Raw genomic sequence first — 16076 nt, 5'->3', positions numbered from 1 at the left:
TCCCCAGCCAACGCCCGTCAGACGGCCTTCTCCGCCTTCTGGACTCACAACGGGGGCGCACAAATAGCGCCAGTTCACGGTGTAATCTCTTTTGCATATCGGCAGGAAATTCGAGAACTTGAACCGGCTTGCACGCTGAAAGCCCTTTGAAAATTAAGGTAGTATTGCCTTCAACGAGCGTCAGCGCGCCTGTCACGGGAACCCTGAGGCGTCCATCCGGTCTTTTCCTGGGACTCGCGCGTTGCCGCGCCCTCCCGGTTTGCGCCGCGACGGCCCTGGCGGCCGCCGTCAACGAGGCGAACTGGCCCCGCCAGGCTGACCAGGCTGTTCTCCGCCCGGCGCGCCAACGAGGCCACCGCTTGCGGGTGCCTGCCGTCGCTCATCAACGCTTGCCGCCGGCCTCGCCGCGCCTCGCCGTTTTTTTTCGCAGCACCTATTTTTTGCATGCGCCAGTCCGGCCGTGCGCGCCGTCCGGCGGCTCCGGACCCCGCGCCGCTCGCGTCTGGCGCCGGATCCATGTCACAGTCATCCAATCGTCTCGTCGAACTCGACTTTTTTCGCGGACTCGTCCTGCTCATCATCGTCGTCGACCATATCGGCGGCAGCATTATTTCGCGCGTGACGTTGCACGCCTACGCGCTCTGCGACGCCGCCGAAGTGTTCGTCTTCCTCGGCGGCTACGCCACGGCCACGGCCTGGGCCGCGCTCTGCGCGCGCCGCACCGAGGCCGCTGCGCGCCAGCGCTTCGTCAAGCGCGCCTTCGAGATCTATCGCGCGTTCGTGGTCACGGCCTTGCTGATGCTGCTCGTCACCGCCATCCTGACCGCACTGAACGTCGACGCCCCCAATCTCGCGACCACCGATCTCGACGACCTCATGCTCGCGCCCGGCACCGCGCTGCGCGACATCGTGCTGCTACGCCGTCAGCCTTATCTCGCGGGCGTGTTACCGATGTATGCATGCTTCGCGCTGGCCGCGCCGCTCGCGTTGCCGCTCGCGCGCACGCGCCCCTGGCTGCTCGCGGCGATCAGCCTCGCGCTGTGGGGCGTCGCGCCGCATTTCACGCCGTATCTGCCGCATGTCGCCGACGTGCACTGGGACTTCAATCCGCTCGGCTGGCAACTGATGTTCATGGCCGGCGTGATCGCCCAGGCGCAGCCGGTGTTCCAGAGCGTGACCGCGCGGCCGAAGCTCGGCACCGTCGTCACGATGCTCGCGCTCGCCGTGGTCGGGGCGGCGGCCATCTATCGCCTGCACCTCGGCAACACGCCGCTCGACGGCGATTTCAAGCGCAATCTCGCCTGGTTCCGCGCGCTGAACTTCTTCGGCATCGCGTGGCTCGTCGCGCACATGATCCGGCTCGGCTGGGCGAAGCGCCTCGCGACCTCGCTGCCGTGGGTGGGCCTCGTGGGCCGCAAGGGCATGCTCTCGTTCGTGGCGGGCGCCGTGATCTCGCTGACCGTGGACTCGGTGCTCTACTGGTACACCGACGGCTATCTCGACGTGCCGCTCGGCCTCACCGCCGACGCCGTGGCGCTCACCGCGCTGTTCATCGTCGTGCGCGCCGCCGATCCGCTCAAACGGCTGCTGCCCTCGCGCGCGAAGGCGTCGGCCTGAGGCGGGCGGCGGCCGGGCGCGCGCGTCGTCGGCGCGTCGCTCACGCGTCGTTCACGCGCCGTCGGCCGTCACGCGAATATCCTCCGCTTCCTGGCCGCGCGCACCGCTGCTAGCATGATCACCCCGCGCCGCAGGCGTGCCTTCGAGACCGGCTTTCCCGTCATGCGCAGCTCCTTCCGCCCCGCGCCGTTCGGCTCGCTGTTCAATGCACGCTTTGATGCGGCCACCGCTGCGAACTCCAACGCGCGCGCCGATACGCCATCGGCCTCGCTCCGTGCCGCGCAAGGCGTCGCTTGCCGAGCGACGCGCCGCCTGACGCGCGCCCTCGCCCGCATGGCGACGACGACGGGTTTCGTCGCGATGACGTCGTCAGCGGCGTTCGCGGCGCTGGCCGCCACGCCGACCCTCGCGGCGGCCAGCACGATCGCGGTGCGCACTTTCCACGCCGCTGCGCTCAATCGCGAGTGGCCGTACGTGGTCTATCTGCCGAGCGGCTATCGCGCCGACACCGCGCGCTATCCGGTGCTCTACCTCCTGCACGGCAACAATGGCGACGCGATGGACTGGATCACCCAGGGCGACCTGCAAACCGCCGCCGACGCGCTGATCGCGCGCCACGAGATTCCGCCCGTGGTGATCGTGATGCCGCAAGGCGGCACCGACTGGTACGTCGATCGCAAGGAAAAGATGGAGACGGCGTTCTTCAACGACCTGATGCCCGAGATCGAACAGCATTTCGCAGTCGAGGACGACCGCGGCGGCCGCGCGATCGGCGGCGTATCGATGGGCGGGTTCGGCGCGCTGCGCTACACGCTCGAGCATCCCGAGATGTTCTGCGGCGCGTTGCTGCTCTCGCCCGCGATCTATTCGGGCGATCCGCCGCCGGCCTCGTCGGCTCGGCGCGTGGGTGTGTTCGGCGATCACCAGTTCGATCCGCACATCTGGCGCACGCTCAACTATCCGGCGCTGTGGAGCGGCTATTTCGGGCGGCCGTGGCGCGTGCCCTTCTTCATCGCCTCGGGCGACGACGACCTCGTGATCCAGGCCGAATCGTCGCTGCTCTACACGCGGCTGCGCGAGGCGGGCAATCCGGCGGCGCTGCGCATTGTCGACGGCGGACACGTCTGGCCGGTCTGGCGGCAGTTGCTGCCCGCCGCGCTCAAGTACGCGCTCGCCTGCGTCCACTGAGGACGGCCAAGGCGCGATCGACGGATCCGGCGCGTGACGCGCTCATCGCTCGCCCGCCGCGCCTTCACGCGTCGCCCAACCCTCACTCCGCCCAGTTCGCCCACAGCACCATCAGCACGGTCATCAGCGCCGGGCCGATGAAGATGCCGATCAGGCCGAACGTGGTCGCGCCGCCGAGAATGCCGAACAGCACGAGCAGAAACGGCAGGCGCGTGGAATTGCCGATCAGCACGGGCCGCACGAAATGCTCGGCGACGAACACCACCACGAAGCCCCACACGGCCAGCGAGACCGCCGCGACCACCGAGCCCTGCACGACGAGCCAGAGCGCCGCGAGGCAGAACACCACGGGCGCGCAGAACGGCAGCATGGCCGCGACCGCCGTCACGGTGCCGAGCAGCGCCGCATGCGGCACGCCGCCGATCAGATAGCCGGCCCCCAGCAGCACGCCCTCGCCGAGCCCCACCACCACGAGCCCCGTGACCGTCGCGCGCACCGCGGAGGCCATGCGCTGGAGCAGTTGCGCGCCGTCCGCGCCGAACGCGCGGCGCGCGCCGCGCATCACCGTGCCCGACAGCCGCGGTCCGGCCTGGAAGATCACGAACAGCGTGACGAGCATGAAGCCGAAGGTCACCGACGCATGCAGCGCGCGCGCGCCGAAGTGACGTCCGAACGAGACGATCGCGTCGCCGTGCAGGTTCTTCATCGCGGGCGACGCCTTCAGCGGCTGCGCCAGATTCGCCTGCCACCAGTCGCTCACCTGATGGCTGCCGAACGGCAGACGCGAGACGACGTCGGGCACCGGCACGCCGTTCTCCTGCGCGGTGCGCAGCCACTGGTAGAGGTCGTGCGCCTCGCCGCCGGCCTGGATCGCCGTGATCGTGATCGGCAGGACGACCAGCAGCGCGACGGCCAGCGTCAGCACGGTGGCGAGCGAAGTCGTGCGGCCCTTGAACAGACGGTGGCGCTCGACGGCCTGGTAGGCCGGCCACAGCACGATGGCGACGACGCCCGCCCACGCGACGGCCGGCACGAATTCGCGCACGACCCACAGGGCGACGAGGACAAGCGCGGCGAACAGGGCCGCCGAGGCGACGCGCTGGATTTTTTGCTCGTTTGCGGAGTTCGGAGCAGGCGGGCGATGAATCATGTAACCTCGGGGGCAATTCGACAGGACGGCTCTGGCAGCCATGCAAGCAAGGCCTGCGCCGCAAGCGGCAAAAAATCACCAGAACGCATAAAAGCGCGCGTAGAACAACGCGCCGCAGCAAGCCGCCAGCATAAGGGCGACAGACCAAAACACGAAATGAGGGCGGCCGGCGCGCAGGTCAAGTGCCCTTGGCGGCACCTCGAACGGTACGTCAAACGCCGCTTTCCAGTCTGATCCCTACGCCGCCCAGGCGTTCCACCCCCGCCTTTCTCGCGCATTTCGATGTCGCGCCACGCACAACACTGCGTTGCACAAATTCGAGATGTCGGACTTTGATCGCCCGCAAACCCCCATTCCTTCGTCAAACGCATGGTGTCGCAGGGCAATTGTTGCCGATTTTGGAATGGTGTTTCAACGCCGACACAATGGCACTTGGCGTCGCAGAGGACTACATTCGCGGCATCCCACTCACGGAGCCGACAATGAAAAAGAAAGCGTGTCTCGCGCTTGACGGTGCCAACGGTGAACGCATTGAGATCCTCGAGCAGACGGATTCAGCGCTCGTCATCCGCTGGGTCGAACCCGGCCGCTGCCATTATGGCGAGCAGCGCTGGCGACGCCGCTCGGCGCATACCTCGGGAACCTGCGCCGTGTCGCGTCGCAAGATCCGCCGCGGTGACGCCGTGTTCAAGCCGGCTGAACGGCCGGCCCCGCTGAATGCGTCGGTGATGATCGCTGCGGAAGTGTTCGGCGACCTCGTGGCCAACGTGCCGTTCAGCGAAGCGGCCTGACGCGCCGCAAACGGTCGAAAGCCGACCGGAGGCGCGCGAAAGCGGACCAAGGCATTAGCAGTCATTATCGTAACAATCGCGCATCGATTGGATAACAATCGTGCACTGATCGACGAATCGACACGGCGCCACTCGCGCCATGCGGGCTCAACGCTTCCCTGCGCACCGGCCGCGCTCACCGGTCGATTCAGGCCGATCGAGCTTCACCCCGCCGCGTGCTGCGGCGCCGCATCTCACGACGAGACCGCGGCCGCCCCGGGCGCCAGCGAAATGGACCGGCCGGCGTAACGCGCCACCCGCCCCACCGACTCGCCGCGCAGCGCAGCCACGCGCGCGAGCACGTCGGCATCGAAGGGCGCCGCCCGCGGACCCGCGCGATCGACGTGCAGCAACACCTGCTCGCTCGCCGACACGATCGTCTCCCTTTCGTCCCCGGCGAACATCTCCAGATAGACGCGCACGCGCTTCGCGTCGTGCTCCAGCACCGAGACCTCCACGCATACCGGCGTGCCCGCCTTGATCTCCCGCACGTAGTTCAGATGCGCCTCCAGCGTGTACATCGAGCGCCCGCGCGCCTCGCGCTGCGCCGCGTCGAGCCCGATGGCGTCGAGCAGCGCATCGGTCGCGAAGCTGTAAATCAGCATGTAAAAGGCGTCGCGCAGATGGCCGTTGTAATCGACCCATTCCGCGCGCACCTGGTCCCGATAGACCACGCCAGGCGCCGTCGTCTCCGTCATCATTGCTCCTTGTTGCGGCAGTTTTCCGGTGTCGGCCAGTGTAACCGCATGGTCGGCGTGCGCACCCGCGCGCCAGCCTGGCCGCGTCGCGCTGACGCTGCGCACGCGCGCCGCCGCTGCGGTAAGGTGGACCTTATGCGCCTCTCCTGGTGACGCGATGCGGCACCGCTTCCGGACCGCCGAATCACGCGTGTCCGGACCGGCGTGCCGCTGCACCCCGCCCCGTAACCGCAAACGCGCCCGGCACGCCGCGGCGCCCCGACAGGATCCGGTCATGGCAGAAAACACTCCGCCTCTCTCCCGCGCGGGCCGTCCCGCGCCACAGCCGTTCTCGCTCGACGTGATGCTCGAAAAGTACGCCAAGGGCGACGAGCAGAGCGCCGACGACATCTATCGCCGCGTCGCGCGCGGCGTCGCCCAGGCCGAGCCGCCCGCGTTGCGCGCCGAGATCGAAGCGCGCTTCCTCGACAATCTGCGCAACGGCGCGCTGGGCGCGGGGCGCATCATGAGCGCGGCGGGCACGGCCATCGAATCGACGCTCATCAACTGCTTCGTGCAGCCGGTCGGCGACAGCATTCAGGACACCGACGACGAAGGCCGCCCTGGCATCTACGTCGCGCTGTTGCAGGCCGCCGAAACCATGCGGCGCGGCGGCGGCGTGGGCTACAACTTTTCGGCGATCCGTCCGCGCGGCGCGCTGGTGAAATCGACCGGATCGAGCGCTTCCGGACCGTGCAGCTACATCGACGTGTTCGATGCCTCGTGCCGCACCGTCGAAAGCGCCGGGTCGCGGCGCGGCGCGCAGATGGCGGTGCTCGACTGCGATCATCCGGACCTGCCCGAATTCATCGAGGCAAAGCATTCGAAGGGACGCTGGAACAACTTCAACGTCTCGGTCGCGGTGACCGATGCATTCATGCGCGCCGTCGAAAACGACGACGTCTGGCAGCTCGTGCACCGCGCCGCGCCCTCGCCCGCGTTGCGCGCGGCGGGCGACCTCAAGCAGCGCGACGACGGTCTCTGGGTCTATGCCGAAAAACGCGCGCGCGCGCTCTGGGACACGATCATGCGTTCGACCTACGACATGGCCGAGCCCGGCGTGGTGTTCATCTCGCGCATGAACGAAGACAACAATCTGCGCGCGCAGGAAACCATCCGCGCGACCAATCCGTGCGGCGAGCAGCCCTTGCCGCCGTACGGCTGCTGCAATCTCGGCCCACTCGATCTGACGCGCTTCGTGAAGGCGCCGTTCGCGCAGTTGCGCGGCGCAAAGCATGCGAGCGCGAGCGCCGCCGACCACAACTTCGACTGGGACGCGCTCGCCGCGCGCACCGCCACGCAGGTGCGTTTTCTCGACGACGTGCTCGACGTCACGCTCTGGCCGTTGCCCGAACAACAGGCCGAAGCCGCTGCGAAACGGCGCATCGGCGTGGGCTTCACGGGACTCGGCGACACGCTCGTGATGCTCGGCATCCGCTACAACACCGAAGAAGGTTGCGCGTTCGGCGCGCGCGTCGCGCGCACGATGCGCGACGCGGCCTATCGCGCCTCGGTCGAACTCGCGCGCGAGCGCGGCGCGTTTGCGCTGTTCGACGCGAACACCTATCTCGCGCCCGGCACCTTCGCCTCGCGCCTGCCCGACACGCTGCAAGACGAGATTCGTGCGCACGGCATCCGCAACAGCCATCTGCTGTCGATCGCGCCGACGGGCACCGTGAGTCTCGCGTTCGCCGACAATGTCTCGAACGGCGTCGAGCCCGCGTTCTCGTGGACCTATCAGCGCACGCGCCGCATGGCCGATGGCGGCAGCGAAACCTTCGCGGTCGAAGACCACGCGTGGCGCGTGTATCGCGAACTCGTCGGCGAGACCGGCGACATGAATGCGCTGCCCGACTACTTCGTGAGCGCGCTGCAAATGAGCGCGCAGGACCACGTGCAGATGATGGCGGCCGTGCAGCCCTACGTGGACACGTCGATTTCGAAAACCGTGAACGTGCCCGCCGATTATCCGTTCGAGGACTTCGAAAATCTCTATCTCGATGCGTGGCGGCGCGGGCTCAAGGGTCTCGCCACCTATCGGCCGAACGAAACGCTCGGCGCGGTGCTCCACGTCACGCCCGCGGCCACCGAGACGCCCGACGACGCGCAAAGCGATGCGTTGCACGACCCGCTGCGCGTGGCGATCGACCATCGGCCAAGGGGCGAGTTGCCCGCCGTGATCGAGAAGATCGAATACCTCACGCAGACGGGCAAGGTCTCGCTCTACGTGGCCGTATCGTTTCTCGAAGTGACGGGCCAGGTGGGCGGCGAACCGGTGACGATCGAGCGGCCCATCGAGTTCTTCATTCCGGTGGGCCAGCGCGACGAGTCGCAGCAATGGATCACGGCGACCATGCGTTCGCTGTCGCTCGCGGCGCGCGGCGGTTTCGTCGCGCGCAATCTGCAGGATCTGCGCAAGGTGTCGTGGGATCGCGGCCAGGTGCGTTACGGCGAGACGCAGCGTCTCGACGGCAAGCGCACGCCGCTGTGGCACGACTCGGAAGTCGCGGCGATCGCCTATGCAATCCAGCAGATTCTGCACCGGCGCGGTTTTCTCGATGCCGAGGGCCGCCAGGTGCCGACGCGTCTGCTCGCGCAGCGGCGCGCCGAAGCGCGTCTCGCGTCGCCGCCTGCGTCCGGCGCGGAGGGAAACGATGCAGCGGCGCGCGCCGGCGATCAGGTGCTCGACGGTCCGAATGCGCTGCCCGCCGACGCCTCGCTCGCCGCGCCGCACGCGATGCTCGGGCGCAAATGCGGATCGTGCGGCGCGAATGCCGTGATTCGCCGCGACGGTTGCGATTTTTGCACGGCGTGCGGGGAAATCGGGACGTGCGGATAACACGCGCGAGCGAAGGGCGCGGTCCGCTCAGATCGCGCCCGCTTTTTCTCCCGCTTTCTCTCCCGCCTCGCCGCCCAGATACCCCGCGAACCCCGCCACGATCCCGTTCGTCTCGCCCGCCCGCGCGAGCTTGAGCACCTGCGATTCATACGGATTGCTCGACAACGGACGAAACACCGCGCGCTCGCCGCCCATTTTCCCCAACGCGGCGGGCACGAGCGCGATGCCCATGCCGAACTCGACCATCGTCACCACGGTCTGCCAGAGCCGCGCTTCGTGGCGGATCTGCGGACTGAAGCCCGCCTCCACGCACGTCGCGATGATCTGATCGTGATAATGCGGCGACACCGAACGCGGAAACAGAATGAACGGCTCGCGCGCGAGCGCGGCAAGGTCGATACGCCGCCGCTTCGCGAGCCGGTGGCCCGCAGGCAAACAACACAGAAACGGCTCGGAAAACAGCGTCTGCGACTGCACCTCGGCCGGAAAGCGCCCCCAATGCGCGAAGCCCAGATCGATCTGCAAACGCTGCAACGCGTGCACCTGTTCGATGGTGTTCATCTCGCGCAGCACGACCTCCACGGCCGGATGATCGGCTTCGAAACGCCGCACCGCCTCGGGCAAGCCGCGATACAGCATCGAATTGACGAAACCGATGCGCAGCCGCCCCGCCAGCCCGTGCGCGGAACGCTCGGCGATGCGGCGCACTTCGTCGGCCTGTTCGAGCAGACGGCGCGCCTCTTCGAGCAGCACGAAACCCGCGTTGGTCAGCGCGACCGCCTTGTTGCTGCGTTCGAGCAGTTGCACGCCCAGTTGCTCCTCGAACTTGCGGATGTCGAAGCTCAGCGCGGGCTGCGAAATAAAGAGCCGCCGCGCGGCGCGGCCGAAATGCAGCTCTTCGGCCACAGCCACGAAATAGCGCAATTGCTTGAGTTCCATCGCGGTGTCTCCTCCGCTTGCCCGTGTTATCGATAGATGGCGCTTATCGTACAGGACATCGTTTGTATTGGACGGTTATCGTTGCCACTCCTATTCTGGACTCACTACGGCGCCAAGCGCCCGTCCGAAGAACAGACAGGAGACATCGATGAGCGTATCCCCCGCCGCGCAAGCCAGCGGCGCGTCCAACATTCCCGACAGCCGCGGCATCAACTTCTTCAGCAGCGACCCCGGTCTGGCCCCGCTCCTGCGCAGCTATCTCGGCGACACGGCTTTCGCGGCCATCGAATCGCAACTCGCCACGCTCGGCCAGCGCGCCTCCGACGAACTCGACACGCTCGCGCTCTCCGCCGATCACCATCCGCCCACGCTGCAGCATCGCACGCGGCGCGGCGAGGCGATCCAGCACATCGACAAGCATCCCGACTACGTCGCGCTCGAACGCGTGGCGTATGCCGAACTCGGTCTCGCGGCGATGAGCCATCGCGAGCACGCGCCCGCACCGCTCGTGAAATACGCGCTCACGTACCTGTTCGTGCAGGCGGAGTTCGGCCTGTGCTGCCCCGTGAGCATGACCGATTCGCTCACGCGCACGCTGCGCAAATTCGGCACGCCCGACCTGGTCGCGCGCTATCTGCCGATGCTCGCCTCGCAGGATTTCGACACGCTGTTTCAAGGCGCGATGTTCATGACCGAGCAGGCCGCCGGTTCCGACGTCGCGCGCATCGCCACGCGCGCCGTGCCGGAACCGGACGCGAACGCGAACGGCACGCAAAGCTGGCGCCTCTACGGCGACAAATGGTTCTGCTCAAACGCCGACGCCGATCTTGCGATGGTGCTCGCGCGCGTCGACGGCGCGCCGGCCGGCATCAAGGGTCTCGCGCTGTTCCTGCTGCCGAAAACGCTGCCCGACGGCACGCGCAACGCGTATCGCATCGTGCGCCTCAAGGACAAGCTCGGCAGCCGTTCGATGGCCAGCGGCGAGATCGTGCTCGACGGCGCGCAGGCCTACCTGATCGGCGAAGTCGGACGCGGCTTTCATCAGATGGCCGACATGATCAACATGTCGCGGCTGTCCAACGGCGTGCGCGCCGCCGGTCTCATGCGCCGCGCGCTCACCGAAGCGCTGCACGTCGCGCGCCATCGCGAAGCGTTCGGGCGCAAGCTCATCGACATGCCGCTGATGCAGCGTCAACTGCTCAAGATGATGCTGCCCGCCGAGCAGGCCCGCACGCTGTTCATGCGCATCGCCACGCTGTTGCCGCGCGCCGATCAAGGCGACGAACTCGCCGCGAAATGCGTGCGCATCCTCACGCCGCTCATCAAGTTCCGCGCCTGCCGCGACGCGCGCCGCGTCACCGGCGACGCGATGGAAGTGCGCGGCGGCGTGGGCTATATCGAGGAATGGAGCGACGCGCGCCTCGTGCGCGACGCGCATCTGGGCTCGATCTGGGAAGGCACGAGCAACATCGTGGCGCTCGACGTCGCGCGCGCGGCGAAACGCGAAGGCGCGCTCGATGCGCTGGGCCGCCACGTGCGCGCCGAACTCGCCGAAGCCGGTTTGCCCGAAGCCAGCACGTCGCTGTTGCGCGCAGCGTTCGAGCGGGCGGCGGCGGCGCTGGAGAGCGTGGCCGAATGCGGCCGCGACGAGTCGGTGCGTCAAGCCGCGAGCGCGCTCTATCACGCCACCGCGGCGGCCTTCATGGCCTGCGAGGCGGTGCAGATCTCGCGCGGCGGCGCGCAGGATTATCGCCGTCTCGCGCTCGCGCATCTGATCGTGCAACACAAGCTGCTGCCGCGCGATCCGCTCGCGCTCGACGACCGCGACGCGCACGCCACGCAACGGCGCGCGCTCGTCGACGAACAGCCGCTGCCGCTCGCGGACGCGATGCAACTGCTGCCCGCGCAGTGAGGCGAACGTCATGACGACTCTCAACGTGAAAGGCGCGCTGCACGGTTTGCGCGTGATCGATCTGAGCCGCGTGCTGGGCGGCCCGTACTGCACCCAGGCGCTGGCCGATCACGGCGCCGACGTCATCAAACTCGAACCGCCCGATGGCGATGAAACGCGCGGCTGGGGGCCGCCGTTCGTCGGCGACACGGCGTCGTACTACGTGGGCGTGAATCGCAACAAGCAAGGCATCGCCGTCGATCTGTCGCGCGAGGAAGGGCGTGCGATTCTCTGGCAACTGCTCGAAGGCGCGGACGTGCTGGTCGAAAATTTCAAGCCCGGCACGCTCGCGCGCTGGGGCATGGATTACGCGCGCGATCTTCAGCCGCGCTTTCCGCGCCTGATTCATTGCGCGATCTCCGGTTTCGGCCCCGACGGTCCGCTCGGCGGCCTGCCCGGCTACGACGCCGTGATCCAGGCGATGGCCGGACTCATGAGCGTGAACGGCGAAAGCGACGGCCCGGCGCTGCGCATCGGCCTGCCGATCGTCGACATGGTAACGGGTCTGAACGCGCTTGCGGGCATTCTGCTCGCGCTCGCGGAACGCGAAAAAAGCGGCCACGGGCAATCGGTCGATATCGCGCTGTACGACTGCGGCGTGTCGCTGCTGCATCCGCATCTGCCGAACTGGTTCGGCAACGGACGCACGCCGCAACGCAGCGGCAACGCGCATCCGAACATCGCGCCTTACGACAGCTACGCCACCGCCGGTGCGCCGATCTTTCTCGCCGTCGGCAACGACCGTCAGTTCGCGAAACTCTGCGCGCATCTGGGCGTGCCCGATCTCGCCGACGATCCGCGTTTCGCCGACAACCGCAGCCGCTGCGCGCATCGTCCCGAGTTGAAAGCGGCGCTCGAAGCGCGGCTCGCGCAGCACGATTGCGCGCCGCTCGCGCGCGATCTGATTCAGGCGGGCGTGCCGTGCGGGCCGGTGCAGACCGTCGATGCGGTGGCGGCGCATCCGCATACGCTGCATCGGCAGATGCTGGTGGAGATGCCGGGCTACCGCGGCACCGGCGCGCCCGTGAAGCTCTCGCGCACGCCCGCGACCTATCGCAGTCCGCCGCCCGCGCTCGGCGGCGACACGCGCGCGGTGCTCGACGCGCTCGGCATCGACGTCGACACGCAGCGCAAGCTGTTCGAGGCGGGCGTGGTGAAGGGCTCGTAACCATCGCATCACGCGCACAAAACACGCGTAAAACAGGCGTAAAAAGCGCAACCGATACGGATCAAGACCGGCCCAAGCCGGCGCAACCCGACTAATGGAACTGGAGAGAGACATGACGAGCCTTCCCGCGCGCCAACCCGCGCGCGCTTCGCTAGCCGCCTTCGTCGGCACCACCATCGAGTGGTACGACTTTTATATTTACGCCACCGCCGCCGCGCTGATCTTCGGCAAGCTGTTCTTTCCCGCACACGATCCGTTCTACAGCACGCTCGCCTCGTTCGGCACCTTCGCCGTGGGCTTTTTCGCGCGGCCCTTCGGCGGGCTCGTGTTCGGACATCTGGGCGACCGCATCGGCCGCAAGAAGGCGCTCGTCGCCACGCTCGCGATCATGGGCGTCGGCACCGTGGGCATCGGTTTTCTGCCGACTTACGAAAGCGCGGGCGCACTCGCGCCGGCCTTGCTGGTCGCGCTGCGCATCGCGCAAGGCATCGCGATCGGCGGCGAATGGGGCGGCGCGGTGCTGATGGCAGGCGAGCATGCGCCGAAGGACAAGCGCACATTTCTCGCGTCGTTCGCGCAGCTCGGCAGTCCCGCCGGTCTCATTCTCGCGCTGCTCGCGTTTCGCAGCGTCGCGCATCTCGATCACGCGGCGCTGTTCGCGTGGGGCTGGCGTCTGCCGTTTCTCGCGAGCGCGGTGTTGCTCGTGGTGGGTTTGCTGATCCGCTCGGGCGTAAGCGAATCGCCGGAATTCGAAGCGCTGAAACAGCAGGCGCGCACCGCGGCCATGCCGATCGTCGAAGTGCTTCGCGACAGCTGGCGCGGCGTGCTGCTGTGTCTCGGCGCGAACGTGATCGGCGTGGCGGGCGCGTGGTTCGTCAACACCTTCATGCTCAATTACACGACGCAGACGCTCGGCCTCGACCGCACGCTGATTCTCGATTGCCTGTTCGTGGTCGCGTTCATCCAGTTCTTCACGCAACTGGCGTCGGCGTGGTTCGCGCAGCGCGTGGGCGCGGGGCGTTTTCTCACGCGCGCCGCCGCGCTGGCGATGCTCTCGCCTTATCCGATGTTCGTGCTGGTTGCCACGGGCAAGCCGGTGGCGATCGTGATCGGCATTGCGATTGCCGTGATGTGCATGTCGAGTTCGTATGCGGTGATGGCGGGCTTCATGACGAACGCGTTTCCGGTGCGCACGCGCTACTCGGCCATTTCGATTTCCTACCAGTGCTGCGCGGCGCTCGCGGGCGGACTCACGCCGCTCGTCGGCACCGTGCTCGCGCACGCCTATCCTGGCCAATGGTGGCCGCTCGCGCTGTTCTACAGCGCGCTCGCGGCGGTGTCGCTCGTGTGCATCGCGGTGCTGCAGCGTCGGCAATCGTCGTCCGCGCCCGCCGACGTGGCCATCGCGCTGCCGGAATAAGCGCGCGATGGTGACGGCCGTCACGCCGCCAGCGGCGCCGCCGAAATCGCGCGCATGAGGCGCCCGAGCGCCGCCTGCCACGCCTCGCTGTGCCGCCCGCCCTTCACGACCGCGTGCAGCATGTCGCGCTGCAAGGCGTCGCGCTCCGCGCCTGCCGGCAAGATGTCGCCGAAGCTGATGAGCGCATCGGCGAGCGCCGTGCGCGCGGCGGCGTCGTCCGAATCGAGCAGGCCGCGCGCCGCCTCGGGCAGCGTGGCGAGAATGAACACGCGCTCCTCCCACACCACGAAGCGCGCGAGTCGCGTGAGCACGCTTTCGCCGACCGGCGCGACGGACACGCGCGCCGCGCCGCCGATCCAGCCGAGCAGTTCGTCGGCGGGCATCGGCCGGGCGATCTCGTAGCCTTGCGCGCCATCCACGCCGAGCAGCGCGAGCGCCTTGAGCAGATCGGCGGAATCGACGCCTTCGGCCAGCACGAGCTTGCCGAGCGAATGGCCGAGGCGCGTGATCTGATACACCACGCGCAGCGCGTCGAGCGCCGCATCGCCGGCGATATGCGCGATTTCGCGGTCGATCTTGATCCAGTCGAACGGCAATTCGCGCAACCGCGCGAGGCCGCTATGGCCCGAGCCCAGATCGTCCTGCGCGAGCAGCACGCCGAGCGCGCGAAACTTGCCGAGAATCGCGCGCTGTCCGTGGCTCAGCGAAATCGATTCGTTTTCCAGAACTTCGAGCGTGAGCCGCCGGCTCGGGCACGCGTGCGTTTCCAGCGCCTCGCGCGCCGCGTCGAAATAACGCAGATCGTTGAGCGCGGCGGGCGGCAGATTGACCGAAATCTCCAGATCGTGCCCGGCCGCGAGCCAGCGCGCGCGGTCGTCGAGCGCCTGGCCGAGACCGCGCGCGAACAGTGCGAGCAAATCGTCGGACGACAGCGCGAAGAGGAACTCGTCGGGCGTGAGCAGACGCTCGCCGTCGCGCAGGCGCGCGAGCGCCTCGACCTTGCTCACCTGGCCGTTGGCGAGCGTGAGGAGCGGCTGGTAATGCATCTCCAGCGCGCCGGTGCGCACGAGCGCGGCCCAATGCTGGCGCACGCTGACCGGCACCGCGCCGCCATGCAGGCCGTCGTGGGTCTGCAACCGCGAGGCGACGCAGCTGAGCAGCGTCTGCAGCAATTCGATGAAAGCGACCTGGTCCGGTCCGACGAAACCGCCCGGATACGCGCTGAACAGCATGACGATGGCGATCGGCGCATGCCCCGGCGCGGCGATCGGAATCGCCACCGACGAGCGCAGGCCCTCGCGCGCGGCCACGTCGCGCCAGCGCTCGACGAGCGGATCGGTCTGATAGTTGACCACGCGCTCGGCGTGGCCGCTGCGCCAGGCGCGCCCCACCGCGCCCTGCCCGTCCGGATGATCGGCGCGCACGCTGATCTCGTGGCCGTGCGCGGTCAGCACGGCCACGAGGCCGCCTTCGCCGCTGCCGCCCGCGCCCGCTTCGAAATGGAAGATGCCCGCTTCGTCGGGCCGCCCGATCGTGCAGGCGGTCACCTCGTCGTGGCCGCCGAGCACACTCACGAGCTGATCGATGAAATGCGTATAGCTGCCCGCCTCCCAGACGATGCGCGTGATGCGCTGAAGCACGTCCTGCTGCGAATCCTCGACGGCCTGATAGGCCTTGAGCTGCCAGGCCGTGTCGCTGGTGAGGCGGCGCGCGTAGAGCGACAGCGCCTGGCCGCCCATATCGCGGCCAATCAGCTTGTAGAGCAGTTCCTGGAGAATGCCGCGGCTGCGCACGAGCTCTTCCTTGTCGAGCCCGACCACGGCATGAATGCGGCCGATGCGCATCGCCATCGCGGCGTGCTCCTTCGAGCTCAGGCCGGGATCGGCGAGTGCGAGCAGATTCTGGATCTGCCGGTCCTTGAGGTGCGCGAGTTCTTCCGCCGACAGCATTTCGAGGATGCGCCGGGACTTGGGCAAGCGCGCCAGCTCCTCGTAGAAGCGGTTCACCACGAGGACGGCTGATTTCCGCAACGCCTCGATCAAAGTTTGCATGCGCCCTTCTGCCTGTTGGATCCCTGCCGGGAAGTCGGCCCTCCGCGCGGCGCGCAAAGCGGCGAGCGAAGAAAGTTACCGCTCCAGGCTGAATCATAAGGCATGCATCGCCGGCCGGCCGTGGCCTGCCGTACATAGCACGTGGCGCGAGCGCACCGCCGATGGCGTTTTCCGCCGCGAGTTTGG

General features: G+C 67.9%; 11 protein-coding genes. 7 read left to right on the top strand and 4 right to left on the bottom strand.

Features of this window, described 5'->3' with window-relative positions; genetic code table 11:
* Window positions 1-516: 516 nt before the first annotated feature.
* Entirely contained in the window at window positions 517-1617 is a 1101-nt protein-coding gene (locus tag SB764_RS29815) for an OpgC domain-containing protein (RefSeq protein WP_065059615.1), read from the top strand.
* Window positions 1618-1977: 360 nt separating this feature from the next.
* Complete coding sequence (locus tag SB764_RS29810) at window positions 1978-2805, top strand: alpha/beta hydrolase (protein WP_065059614.1); 828 nt, start codon at window positions 1978-1980, stop codon at window positions 2803-2805.
* Window positions 2806-2887: 82 nt separating this feature from the next.
* Here the strand turns inward: SB764_RS29810 and SB764_RS29805 are convergent, their stop codons facing one another.
* Window positions 2888-3955, bottom strand: a complete 1068-nt coding sequence (locus SB764_RS29805; protein ID WP_065059472.1) for an AI-2E family transporter — start codon at window positions 3953-3955, stop codon at window positions 2888-2890.
* A gap of 482 nt (window positions 3956-4437) precedes the next feature.
* Here SB764_RS29805 and SB764_RS29800 point away from each other — a divergent pair, with 482 nt between their 5' ends.
* Entirely contained in the window at window positions 4438-4746 is a 309-nt protein-coding gene (locus tag SB764_RS29800) for a DUF3331 domain-containing protein (protein ID WP_065059471.1), read from the top strand.
* 233 nt (window positions 4747-4979) lie between these two features.
* On the opposite strand, the gene SB764_RS29795 is transcribed toward SB764_RS29800, so the two are convergent.
* A complete protein-coding gene (locus SB764_RS29795; RefSeq protein WP_183716652.1) occupies window positions 4980-5486 on the bottom strand; it encodes a thioesterase family protein in 507 nt (168 codons plus the stop codon).
* 271 nt (window positions 5487-5757) lie between these two features.
* Here SB764_RS29795 and SB764_RS29790 point away from each other — a divergent pair, with 271 nt between their 5' ends.
* Window positions 5758-8361, top strand: coding sequence for an adenosylcobalamin-dependent ribonucleoside-diphosphate reductase (locus SB764_RS29790; protein WP_183716629.1), 2604 nt, complete (start codon window positions 5758-5760; stop codon window positions 8359-8361).
* 27 nt (window positions 8362-8388) lie between these two features.
* Here the strand turns inward: SB764_RS29790 and SB764_RS29785 are convergent, their stop codons facing one another.
* Window positions 8389-9300 carry a LysR family transcriptional regulator gene (locus tag SB764_RS29785; RefSeq protein ID WP_074986677.1) on the bottom strand — a complete coding sequence of 304 codons (912 nt, stop codon included), beginning with the start codon at window positions 9298-9300 and terminating at the stop codon, window positions 8389-8391.
* Between the two features lie 148 nt (window positions 9301-9448).
* On the opposite strand from SB764_RS29785, the gene SB764_RS29780 reads away from it, so the two are divergent.
* From SB764_RS29780 to SB764_RS29770, 3 genes are all read left to right on the top strand, one after another.
* Window positions 9449-11212 carry an acyl-CoA dehydrogenase family protein gene (locus SB764_RS29780; RefSeq protein WP_410865857.1) on the top strand — a complete coding sequence of 588 codons (1764 nt, stop codon included), beginning with the start codon at window positions 9449-9451 and terminating at the stop codon, window positions 11210-11212.
* A gap of 10 nt (window positions 11213-11222) precedes the next feature.
* Complete coding sequence (locus SB764_RS29775) at window positions 11223-12419, top strand: CaiB/BaiF CoA-transferase family protein (protein ID WP_321870496.1); 1197 nt, start codon at window positions 11223-11225, stop codon at window positions 12417-12419.
* A gap of 112 nt (window positions 12420-12531) precedes the next feature.
* Window positions 12532-13839, top strand: a complete 1308-nt coding sequence (locus tag SB764_RS29770; RefSeq protein WP_065059613.1) for an MFS transporter — start codon at window positions 12532-12534, stop codon at window positions 13837-13839.
* Window positions 13840-13859: 20 nt separating this feature from the next.
* Here SB764_RS29770 and SB764_RS29765 read toward each other — a convergent pair whose 3' ends face one another.
* On the bottom strand, window positions 13860-15890 hold the full coding sequence (locus SB764_RS29765) for an EAL domain-containing protein (RefSeq protein ID WP_410865856.1): 2031 nt from the start codon (window positions 15888-15890) through the stop codon (window positions 13860-13862).
* Window positions 15891-16076 lie beyond the last annotated feature (186 nt).

Source organism: Paraburkholderia sp. SIMBA_027, from assembly GCF_046535315.1.
GTDB classification, from domain to species: Bacteria; Pseudomonadota; Gammaproteobacteria; order Burkholderiales; family Burkholderiaceae; genus Paraburkholderia; species Paraburkholderia tropica.
This window is presented reverse-complemented; position numbering and strand designations above follow the sequence as displayed.